Source organism: Streptomyces sp. NBRC 110611 (assembly GCF_001590865.1).
GTDB lineage: Bacteria > Actinomycetota > Actinomycetes > Streptomycetales > Streptomycetaceae > Streptomyces.
In genome coordinates, this window is record NZ_BBUY01000002.1 from 1 (window position 1) to 10,112 (window position 10,112).

The 10,112-nt window shown below is 71.6% G+C and carries 9 protein-coding genes, 1 tRNA gene and 2 pseudogenes; 2 read left to right on the forward strand and 10 right to left on the reverse strand.

Annotated elements, in window-relative coordinates:
• The 7 genes and pseudogenes from AZE13_RS37795 to AZE13_RS04660 form a co-directional block, all read right to left on the reverse strand.
• Positions 1-125: pseudogene (locus AZE13_RS37795) on the reverse strand (ABC transporter ATP-binding protein); the annotation flags it as partial.
• A gap of 13 nt (positions 126-138) precedes the next feature.
• The gene (locus tag AZE13_RS04635; protein ID WP_066927279.1) at positions 139-1,065 is read right to left on the reverse strand and encodes an ABC transporter permease; all 927 of its coding nucleotides are present in this window, start codon (positions 1,063-1,065) and stop codon (positions 139-141) included.
• A gap of 78 nt (positions 1,066-1,143) precedes the next feature.
• Entirely contained in the window at positions 1,144-2,016 is an 873-nt protein-coding gene (locus AZE13_RS04640; RefSeq protein WP_066928427.1) for a glycosyltransferase family 2 protein, read from the reverse strand.
• Positions 2,017-2,039: 23 nt separating this feature from the next.
• Positions 2,040-2,819, reverse strand: coding sequence for a CDP-alcohol phosphatidyltransferase family protein (locus AZE13_RS04645; RefSeq protein WP_079123700.1), 780 nt, complete (start codon positions 2,817-2,819; stop codon positions 2,040-2,042).
• Positions 2,797-3,858, reverse strand: a complete 1,062-nt coding sequence (locus tag AZE13_RS04650) for an iron-containing alcohol dehydrogenase family protein (protein ID WP_066927283.1) — start codon at positions 3,856-3,858, stop codon at positions 2,797-2,799. Before AZE13_RS04650 ends, AZE13_RS04645 begins: the two co-directional genes overlap by 23 nt.
• A complete protein-coding gene (locus tag AZE13_RS04655; protein ID WP_066927285.1) occupies positions 3,846-4,583 on the reverse strand; it encodes a sugar phosphate nucleotidyltransferase in 738 nt (245 codons plus the stop codon). The genes AZE13_RS04650 and AZE13_RS04655 overlap by 13 nt, the downstream gene beginning before the upstream one ends.
• On the reverse strand, positions 4,580-6,385 hold the full coding sequence (locus AZE13_RS04660) for a DUF5941 domain-containing protein (protein ID WP_066927286.1): 1,806 nt from the start codon (positions 6,383-6,385) through the stop codon (positions 4,580-4,582). Before AZE13_RS04660 ends, AZE13_RS04655 begins: the two co-directional genes overlap by 4 nt.
• A gap of 452 nt (positions 6,386-6,837) precedes the next feature.
• On the opposite strand from AZE13_RS04660, the gene idi reads away from it, so the two are divergent.
• Complete coding sequence (idi, locus tag AZE13_RS04665; RefSeq protein WP_066927288.1) at positions 6,838-7,449, forward strand: isopentenyl-diphosphate Delta-isomerase; 612 nt, start codon at positions 6,838-6,840, stop codon at positions 7,447-7,449.
• Here idi and AZE13_RS04670 read toward each other — a convergent pair.
• The 3 genes from AZE13_RS04670 to AZE13_RS04680 all read right to left on the reverse strand — a co-directional run bounded on the left by AZE13_RS04670 (position 7,424) and on the right by AZE13_RS04680 (position 9,940).
• A complete protein-coding gene (locus AZE13_RS04670) occupies positions 7,424-7,915 on the reverse strand; it encodes an ATP-binding protein (protein WP_066927290.1) in 492 nt (163 codons plus the stop codon). The two genes, idi and AZE13_RS04670, sit on opposite strands and share 26 nt — an antisense overlap.
• Positions 7,916-8,105: 190 nt before the next feature.
• Positions 8,106-8,179 (reverse strand) — tRNA-Met (locus AZE13_RS04675).
• A 117-nt stretch (positions 8,180-8,296) separates the two neighbouring features.
• Positions 8,297-9,940, reverse strand: coding sequence for an ABC-F family ATP-binding cassette domain-containing protein (locus tag AZE13_RS04680; protein WP_066927292.1), 1,644 nt, complete (start codon positions 9,938-9,940; stop codon positions 8,297-8,299).
• A 54-nt stretch (positions 9,941-9,994) separates the two neighbouring features.
• Here AZE13_RS04680 and AZE13_RS37800 point away from each other — a divergent pair.
• Positions 9,995-10,112, forward strand: a pseudogene (locus tag AZE13_RS37800) (enoyl-CoA hydratase/isomerase family protein); the annotation flags it as partial.

Sequence of the window (10,112 nt, forward strand, 5' to 3'; positions counted from 1 at the left end):
CTGCCCTTGCCGGCCCCGCCCCCGTAGACCCGGTAGACGATGTGCAGATCATCCGCGATCACCGTGGGGACCCGGCCCCCGCCCGGCACCGCCGCGACACCGTTCCCCTGCTCCTGCCCGGCCACGCCCGTCGTCTGCTCAGCCACGTCCGTACCGCTCCTCAGCCTTCCAGAAGTACACAAAGCCGACGACACCCAGCAGCAGAGCCCAGCCGCCGCCGATCATCCAGAGCTTGGGCAGGTTGTCCCGCGTGTAGCTCTCGATCAGGACGGCGCGCATCAGGTCGATGAAGACCGCGGCGGGGTTGCACTCCAGCACGGTGTGCACCCAGCCGGGGATGTCGGCCTTCTTCGCTATGGCGTCGATGCTGAACATCACGCCCGACGCGTACATCCACGTCCGCATGATGAACGGCATGAGCTGCGCCAGGTCCGGGGTCTTGCTGCCCAGCCGGGCCATGATCATCGCCAGGCCGGTGTTGAAGACGAACTGCAGCGCCAGCACCGGGACCGCCAGCAGCCACGACCACATCGGCAGCTGCCCGTAGGCGATCATGATCAGGGCCAGCACGCCCATCGAGAACAGCACCTGCTGGAGCTGCATGATGCAGAACGAGATCGGCAGGCAGGCCCGCGGGAAGTGCAGGGCGCGCACCAGGCCGAGATTGCCGGAGATGGCGCGGGTGCCGGCCATCACCGAGCTCTGCGTGAAGGTGAAGATGAACACGCCGGTGACCAGGAACAGTACGAAGTCCTGGATACCGTCGCGGGTGCCGATCAGGACACCGAAGATGAAGTAGTAGACGAGTGCGTTCAGCAGCGGCGTCGCCACCTGCCACAGCTGGCCCAGCTTGGCCTGGCTGTACTGGGCCGTCAGCTTGGCGCTGGCGAACGCGGAGATGAAGTGCCGCCGGTCCCACAGCTGCCGGACGTACCCCGGGAGGCTGGGCCGGGCCCCGCTCTGCGCAAGCCCGTACCGCTGGGCCAGCTGGGCCGGGGTGAGCCCGTCGTCGGGCGAGGGCGGGGCGCTCATCGCGACCGCACCGTCGTGCGTGGTCTCGCTCACAGTTGACACTTTCGTCCTCAAGGTGCGCTGCCGGGGTGCTGCCCCGGTTCGCGCCTGATGCTCTCAGATATGAGCTTGTCAGATGACGGGAGGGCGACCCAGTCGGGTCAGTCGCCAAACGGTAGCCCACTTCATGGGGCGCCTGGGACCGCATGGGGTCGTCCAGCCCTCTTTGAAGCCGCCCAGCCAGGCCCGCAGCGCCGGCCGGGAGGGCCGGCGGGCGAGCGTCAGCAGGAACCAGACGCCGAGGTAGACCGGAACCAGGGGGGCCGGGAGGTTACGGCGGGCCAGCCAGACGCGGTTCCGGGCCACCATGCGGTGGTACACCGCGTGCCGGGCCGGGGCCGTCGTCGGGTGGAAGAGGACCATGTCGGACCGGTAGTCGATCAGCCAGCCCGCGTCCAGCGCCCGCCACGCCAGGTCGGTCTCCTCATGGGCGTAGAAGAAGTCGTCGGGCAGCCCGCCGACCTCCGCGAAGACCGCGGTACGGACCGCGTTGGCACCACCGAGGAAGGTGGTCACCCGCGAGGAACGCATCGGGTCGGAGGCGCGCAGCCGCGGAACGTGGCGGCGCTGGGTCTCGCCGGTGTCCGGGTCGGCGATCCGGAAGCTGATGATGCCGAGCGCGGGGTCCTTCGCGAACGCCTCGCGGCACAGCTGGGCGGTGTCCTCCCTGGCCAGCAGCCCGTCGTCGTCCAGGAACAGCAGGATGTCGACGTCGCTGCCGCCGGGCCCGAAGGCCTCGATGCCGACGTTGCGCCCGGCCGGGATGCCCACGTTCTCCGGCAGCTCGACGGTCCGTACACCGGCGGGCAGCTCGGGCAGCGGCGAGCCGTTGCCGACCACCGCGATCTCGACCGGGTCGCCGTCCTGCCTGGCGACCGAGTCCAGCAGCGCGCGCAGCTCCTCCGGGCGGTTGCCCATGGTGATGACGACCGCGCCGACGCGCAGGCCCCGCTCCACATCCGCGCCCGTCACTTGAGCCTGCTGGAGGCGAGGATGGACACGAGGTGGAGCAGCGTCTGGAGCAGTGCGATCCCGGCCAGCACCGCGACACCCAGCCGCGAGAAGAACAGGTCGCCCCGCACCGCGTCCAGCACCGCCAGGACCAGGATCAGCAGGGACGCCTCGATCCCGAGGACCAACCGGTGGAACTTCAGCGCCGCGGCGGCCTTGCGGGCCAGCGCGAGGCCCGACGAGCGCGGCTCGGACGCCGCCTCCTTCACCGGCGGCAGGCCGCCCTGGTGGCGGGCGACACCGACGAGGTCGGTCTCGGCCTTGATCAGGATCGCGCCGAGGGCGGCCAGGGTCCCGAGGAAGGCCCACAGCCAGTCGATCCGCCCGGACCCGAACAGGTCCGCGGCGCGCAGGCCGAAGCCGACGAGCACCGCGGCGTCGCACAGATAGGCGCCGACCCGGTCCAGGTAGACCCCGCCGAGCGAGAACTGCTGCTTCCACCGCGCCACCTCGCCGTCGACACAGTCGAGCAGCAGGTAGAGCTGGACCATCAGCACACCGAGCACGGCGCCCGCGATCCCCGGCACCAGGAGGGCCGGGGCGGCGAGGACGCCGAAGACGGTCATCAGGTAGGTGAGCTGGTTGGGGGTGATCCTGGTGTTCACCAGGTACCGGTCGCAGCGCAGCGAGATTTCCCGCATGTAGAGGCGGCCGGCCCAGTGCTCACCGCTTCGCCGGTCCTTGACCCCCGCGGGGTGCACGACCGGGCGGAGTTCAGCTACTGACGGTTTTGGCATAGTCGGCGTATGCGTCCCTGATCTGGTCGGTGGACAGGTCCAGGTGCTCCAGGATCGTGTAGCGCCCGGGGCGGGTCTGGGGGGCGAACTCCACGGCCTTGACGAACTCGCTCTCGCCGAAGCCGATCTCGCTCGCCAGGACCGGGAGGCCGTGCCGCTGCAGCACCTCGACCATCAGCGCGGACTGCGCCTTGGCGCCCCGCAGGTACATCGCGAAGCACGCGCCCAGCCCGACCTGCTCGCCATGGCTGGCCGAGCGCTTGGGGTAGAGCAGGTCCAGGGCGTGGCTGATCTCGTGGCAGGCGCCGGACGACGGGCGGGTGTGGCCCGCGATCGACATGGCGATCCCGGAGAGGACCAGGCCCTCGGAGAGCACGGTGAGGAAGTCGTCGTCGCCGCAGCCGCCGGGGTGGCGGAGCACCGCCTCGCCCGCCTGCCGGGCCATGGCGGCGGCCAGTCCGTCGATGGCCTCGCCCGTCTCGCGGTGGGAGAGCTCCCAGTCCGCGATGGCGGAGATGTTGGAGACCGCGTCGCCGATACCGGAGCGGACGAACCGGACCGGGGCGTCGCGGATCACATCGAGGTCGATGACGAGCGCGATCGGGGTGGGCACACCGTAGGAGCCGCGGCCCGCGTCGTTGTCGAGGATGGAGACCGGCGAGCAGATGCCGTCGTGCGACAGGTTCGTCGCGACGGCGGCCATGGGCAGGCCGATGCGCGCCGCGGCGTACTTGGCGCAGTCGATGATCTTGCCGCCGCCCAGGCCCACGACCGCGTCGTAGTGGCCGGACTTCATGGCGTCGCCGAGCTTGACCGCGTCGTCGATCGTGCCGCCGCCCACCTCGTACCAGTCGGCTCCGGGGAGGGCGGGGGCCAGTCGCTCCCGCAGCTTGGCGCCCGAGCCGCTGCTGTACGCGACGGCGAGCTTGCCGGATGCGGAGATGCGCTGATCGGCCAGCAGGCCCGCCAGGTCGTCCAGGGCGCCGGCGTTGATGTCAACGACAACCGGGGACGGGATGAGGCGGGTCAGTACCGGCATGCGATCTCACGGCCCTTCGCCAGGTCGTCGTGGTTGTCGATCTCGACCCAGTCGACGTCGCCGATCGGGGCCACGTCCACCTTGAAGCCACGGTTGACCAGCTCCTGGTAGCCGTCCTCGTAGTAGAGGTCGGGGTCCCGCTCGAAGGTGGCCTTCAGGGCGTCGGCCAGCTCGCCGGCGGCCTCGCCCTCGATGAGGGTGACGCCGATGTACTCACCGGTCGCCTCGGCCGGGTCCATCAGCTTGGTGATCTTCTGGACGCCCTTGGCGGGGTCCACGACGACCTTCATCTCCTCGTCGGCGAGCTGCTTGACGGTGTCCAGCGCGAGGATGATCTTCTGGCCGTTGCCGCGGGCGGCGAGCAGGGTCTTCTCGACGGAGACCGGGTGCACGGTGTCGCCGTTGGCGAGGATCACCCCGTCCTTGAGCGCGTCACGCCCGCACCACAGGGAGTAGGCGTTGTTCCACTCCTCGGCCTTGTCGTTGTCGATGAGGGTGAGCTCGAGGCCGTACTTCCGCTCCAGGGCCTCCTTGCGCTCGTACACGGCCTCCTTGCGGTAGCCGACGATGATCGCGACCTCGGTCAGGCCGATCTCGGCGAAGTTGCCGAGGGTCAGGTCGAGGATGGTGGTGTCCCCGTCGACCGGCACCAGGGCCTTCGGCAGGGTGTCGGTGTAGGGACGCAGACGCCGTCCGGCGCCGGCGGCCAGCACGAGGCCGATCATGCGGGTTCTCCTTCATCGTGTACGGCGGGTGCTTGGGAGGACACCCAGAAGCGGATGCTCTCGGCGAGCACGAGCAGCGCCAGGACCACGGCGAGGGCCGTGAGCGCGATTGTGAAACCTTCGGGGGAGAGCGCGGCGGCGAGGACGGCGACCAGCAGGATCCGTCCCTCGGCGCCACCGGTCGCCCGGACCAGCCACCGCGGAGGAGCTCCGGTACCACCGCGGATGCGGTAGACGGTGTCGTAGTGATGGTAGGCGACCGCCGCGACCAGCCCGAACGCCGCGGGCAGGGCCCCGGGGCCGTCCGCGCGGGCGGCCAGCACCAGGATCGTGACGTACTCGCCGACCCGGAAGAGCGGCGGTACGAGCCAGTCGAGGGCGCCCTTGAGCGGGCGGGCGACGGCCGCACCGGCCATCAGCGCGGAAGAGGCCGCGACGGCGACGGTGAGCCAGCCCGCCGGGTCGTCCGCGAAGATCACCTGGACCAGAAGAACGGCGGCCGACAGGAACGCCAGCACCGGGGCGTCGTACGAACCGGCCCGGCCGCGGGCCCACGCACCGGCGCCGATCAGCTCGGCGAGCGGTCCGGAGTCCGCGAGGTCGGCCAGCGCCCGGGCGGCCCGGTCGGTGCGCCGGGCCCGCCGGGTGAGCGAGCGCAGCACCCGGCCGGCCGTGGTGTAGCAGGCGGCCAGCGCGCAGCCGATGAGCAGGGCGGAGAAGACGATGCGCGGGGTGGTCAGCGCGGTGAGCACGGCGATCAGGGCCCAGCGCTCACCGATGGGCAGCACGATCATCCGGCGGGCCCAGACCGTCCAGCCGACGCTGTCGAGCTTGTCGGAGAGGGCGGCGGTCGGGCTGGTGTTGGCCGTGGCGTCGTGGTTGGCCTCGTTGAAGGAGAAGTCGACGACATGGCGGCAGGTCTGCAGCACCATCGCGCCGAGCGCCAGCGCCCATACGTCGTCGCCGCCGCGTACGGCCCCGAGGGCCAGGCCGGCGTAGTACGCGTACTCCTTGGCCCGGTCGAAGGTGGCGTCCAGCCAGGCGCCCATCGTCGAGTACTGCAGGGAGTAGCGGGCGAGCTGCCCGTCGGTGCAGTCCAGGACGAAGGAGAACAGCAGCAGGAAGCCGGCCGCGACGAAGCCGCCCCGGGTGCCGGTGGCCGCGCAGCCGGCCGCGATCAGCGCGGTGATCAGGGACGCGGTGGTGACCTGGTTGGGGGTGAGCCCGCGGCGGGCGCACCAGCGGGCGAGGTAGCGGGAGTAGGTGCTGACGCAGAAGGTGGTGAAGAACCCGTCGCGGGATTTCACGGCGGTCCGCAGCCGTACCGCCTCGTCGTCGACGGCGGCGACGGCCTCCCGTGCCTCCTCGCGCTGGGCCGGCGTGAGCGCGACGGTGGCGACCAGGCTGCCCAGCTCGACGCGGTGCAGACCGATGTCGTCGCGGTCGAGGGAGTCGGTGAGGGTCTCGGTGAGGACGTCCGTGAGGTGGGCGGTCCCGGCGCCGACCGGGATCCGGCCGACCGCGCGGGCCAGCGCGGGGCGCGCCGCGGGCTGCGCGGTGAGCGCGCCCGGGACGGCCGCGGCCGGGAAGCGGGGGTCGGTGAGCGCCAGCCGCAGCGCGTGCGGGTGGCCGACGAAGCGGGGGTCGACGACGGCGATCCGCTCCTGCGCGGGCACCGCGGCGATCAGCTCCGCGACGGCCGCGGGACCGTCGGCGCTACGGACGTCGAAGCCCAGCGTGCGCAGGTCGGCTTCGAGCGGCGACCCGGCGACCGGCGGACCGGTGAGGATGGCGGTCGACAGACGAACTCACTCCTTGAAGGCTGACAAGGCAGCACGGGCTGGTTAGCAGTCGATCCGCATTCGATACGACCTACCCGGGCAGCGGGCGTGGCACACCTGGCACCGGAGGGCTGGGTGGCACGTCGGCAGAGGCTATCGGATCGCCGGATGCGGCCGTTCACCGCGCATTCACCGCGCGATCGAGTGACCGGCGGCGGTGTCTGCCGCGATCATCATGGTGGATCGGGTGGCGCCGGAACAACTGGCCCTCGGCCTGGGCGTCCGTTGCGATGCCGGATATGAGCGGGCTGGTCATAGCGCGGGCGGCTTGTCCCCGGGCCGGTGTGGCGAGGGCCTCTCCCAGGCCCTCTGCTCCTCCCCCGCCGGCGGCGTGCCGCCGCGCGCCGTCTGTGCAGGTGATGCGGACCCGGCTAGGGCAGACTTGGCGTCAACGACCGACGACAAGGATGGGCATGCCGATCACATCTGCCAACGGACAGACCACCGGCGACGCGGCGGTGAGTACACCGGGCGGCGCCGCCGAACCGATCATGCTGGAGCTGGTCGACGAGGACGGTACGACGATCGGCACCGCGGAGAAGCTCGCGGCGCACCAGCCTCCGGGGCAGCTGCACCGGGCGTTCTCGGTCTTCCTCTTCGACAACAAGGGACGGCTGCTGCTCCAGCGCCGGGCGCCGGGGAAGTACCACTCGCCCGGTGTGTGGTCCAACACCTGCTGCGGCCATCCGTATCCGGGCGAGCAGCCGTTCGTGGCGGCGGCCCGCCGGACCGCGGAGGAGCTGGGGGTGGCCCCCGCACTGCTGTCCGAGGCGGGCACGGTGCGGTACAACCACCCCGATCCGGACTCCGGCCTGGTGGAGCAGGAGTACAACCACCTGTTCGTGGGGCTGGTGCGGGCCGAGCCGGCGCCGGACCCCGAGGAGGTCGGCGAATTCGCGTTCGTGACGCCGCGGGAGCTGGCCGAGCGGCATGCCCGGGCGCCGTTCTCGTCGTGGTTCATGACCGTGCTGGACGCGGCGCGCCCGGCGGTGCGCGAACTCACAGGAGACTCGGCGGGCTGGTAGCGAACGGGGTGAGCGGCAGCTCGGCCCAGATCGCCTTGCCGCCGTTCACCGTGTGATCGACATCGCACTCACCGCCCGCCTCGGCGGTGAGCATCTTGACCAGCCACAGCCCACGGCCGCCGACATCGCCCTCGTCCGCCTCCAGCGCCTTGGGGCAGCAGGGGTGGTCGTCCTCGACCGCGACCCGGAGCCGGTCCGCGCCGATGATGACCTGGACGGTGATCTGCGGGGAGAGCAGGGCGGCGTGCCGGACGGCATTGGTGACCAGTTCGGAGACGATGAGCAGCAGGGCGTCCAGGACGTCGGCGGCCACGGGCACGCACTCTTCGTCGAGCAGGTCCCGGACCGCGTGGCGGGCCTGCGGCACCGAGGCCTCCCGTGCCGGGGTGGTGAACCGCCGGACACCTTCGTACGCGAGCGGGGAGGTCAGCTCTTCAGGCGGTTCCGCGGGGGGTCCGGACGGCATCCTCACAGGAAGAGTGTGGGGACCGGGCCGGTCCGCACCGGCCCGCTGACCACAAGTCGGCGCCTCTTGACGCGATGTGGCCGATTCTGAGTGAGGGGATCGACCGGCCGACCGGTCGTGTCCGCGCTGCACACAGCAGCAAACACAACAGGCCCGGTGCCTGAGCACCGGACCTGCTGTACTTCATCAGTAGCGGGGACAGGATTTGAACCTGCGACCTCTGGGTTATGAGCCCAGCGAGCTACCGAGCTGCTCCACCCCGCGTCGGTTTCCCCCACCTTACGGGTCGCCCGCGCCAGAACCAAATCGATAATCGCGCCGGGCGCACGGAACGGCTCCGTCCGCGCTCCCGCTCCCCGGTCCGGCCGGGGAAGCGGTCGTTCACACGGCCCGGTCGGTGATCCGCCCGCCGTCGACCTCGATCCGGCGCGTGGTGTGCACCGCGTCCAGCATCCGCCGGTCGTGCGTCACCAGCAGCAGGGTGCCCGGGTACGAGGCGAGCGCGGACTCCAGCTGCTCGATCGCCGGCAGGTCGAGGTGGTTGGTCGGCTCGTCCAGGACGAGGAGGTTGACGCCACGGCCCTGGAGGAGAGCGAGCGCGGCCCGGGTCCGCTCCCCCGGCGACAGAGTGTCCGCCGGGCGCAGCACATGCGCCGCCTTCAGGCCGAACTTCGCCAGGAGGGTACGCACCTCGGCGGGTGCCAGGTCCGGTACGGCGGCCCGGAAGGCCTCCATCAGCGGCTCGTTCCCCAGGAAGAGCCCCCGGGCCTGGTCGACCTCGCCGACCACCACCCCGGGACCGAGCGCGGCATGGCCGGTGTCCAGCGGGAGCCGGCCGAGGAGCGCGGCGAGCAGCGTGGACTTGCCGGAGCCGTTGGGTCCGGTGATGGCGACCCGGTCCGCCCAGTCGATCTGGAGGTCCACCGGTCCGAAGCGGAAGCCGCCGCGCCGGACGGCGGCGTCCCGGAGCGTGGCCACGACGGCTCCGGCCCGGGGCGCGGCGGCGATCTCCATCCGCAGCTCCCACTCCTTGCGCGGCTCCTCGACGACCTCCAGCCGCTCGATCAGGCGCTGGGTCTGCTTGGCCTTGGCGGCCTGCTTCTCGGTGGCCTCCACCCGGGCCTTGCGGCCGATCTTGTCGTTGTCCGGTGCCTTGCGGCGGGCGTTCTTGACGCCCTTCTCCATCCAGTTGCGCTGGGTGTGCGCGCGGGCCTCCAGGGCGGCCCTGGTGTCGGCGTACTCCTCGTACTGTTCCCGGGCGTGGCGCCGGGCCCGCTCACGCTCCTCCAGGTAGGAGGCGTAGCCGCCGCCGTAGGCGTTGACCTGCTGCTGGGCGAGGTCGAGTTCGACCACGCGGTTGACCGTACGGGTCAGGAACTCGCGGTCGTGGCTGACCAGGACCGTGCCGGCCCGGAGGCCGGTGACGAACGACTCCAGGCGGGCCAGGCCGTCCAGGTCGAGGTCGTTGGTCGGCTCGTCCAGCAGGAAGACGTCGTAGCGGGAGAGCAGCAGCGAGGCGAGCGAGGCGCGGGCGGCCTGGCCGCCGGAGAGCGTGGTCATCGGCTGGTCGAGGCCGACGGCGAGGCCGAGCTGGGCGGCCGTCTCCTCGGCGCGCTCGTCCAGGTCGGCGGCGCCCAGGGCGAGCCAGCGCTCCAGCGCCGTGGCGTAGGCGTCGTCCGCGCCGGGCCGCTCCTCGACCAGCGCCTGGGTGGCGGCGTCCAGGGCGAGCTGGGCCGCGGCGACGCCCGTGCGGCGGGCGAGGAAGGCCCGTACGGTCTCTCCGGGGCGGCGGTCGGGCTCCTGCGGGAGGTGGCCGACGGTGGCGGTGGGCGGGCTGAGGGCGAGCGCGCCCTCCTCGGGGGTGTCCAGCCCGGCCAGCAGGCGCAGCAGGGTGGACTTGCCCGCACCGTTGGCACCGACGAGGCCGATCACATCACCGGGGGCGACGACCAGATCGAGGCCGGAGAACAGGACGCGCTCGCCGTGGCCGGCGGCGAGGTCTTTGGCGACGAGAGTTGCTGACATCAGACCGCCGATCGTATCCGGCCGTCCCCGTGCCGGTCGCTCTAATATCCGGGCATGGAACCGGGTCTGAAGACGCATGTCAGCGGCGGCACAGCGACCGTCACCATCAGCAACACCGGCAAGCGCAATGCGATGACCGTCCAGATGTGGCGGGAGCTGCCGCCCCTGCTGG

What these genes read in the sequence shown, in the direction of transcription:
- AZE13_RS04645 (WP_079123700.1), bottom strand. Translation starts at nt 2,819, where the DNA reads ATGCCAAAACCGTCAGTAGCTGAACTCCGCCCGGTCGTGCACCCCGCG.
- AZE13_RS04650 (WP_066927283.1), bottom strand. Translation starts at nt 3,858, where the DNA reads ATGCCGGTACTGACCCGCCTCATCCCGTCCCCGGTTGTCGTTGACATC.
- AZE13_RS04655 (WP_066927285.1), bottom strand. Translation starts at nt 4,583, where the DNA reads ATGATCGGCCTCGTGCTGGCCGCCGGCGCCGGACGGCGTCTGCGTCCC.
- idi (WP_066927288.1), top strand. Translation starts at nt 6,838, where the DNA reads ATGCCGATCACATCTGCCAACGGACAGACCACCGGCGACGCGGCGGTG.
- AZE13_RS04670 (WP_066927290.1), bottom strand. Translation starts at nt 7,915, where the DNA reads ATGCCGTCCGGACCCCCCGCGGAACCGCCTGAAGAGCTGACCTCCCCG.
- AZE13_RS04680 (WP_066927292.1), bottom strand. Translation starts at nt 9,940, where the DNA reads ATGTCAGCAACTCTCGTCGCCAAAGACCTCGCCGCCGGCCACGGCGAG.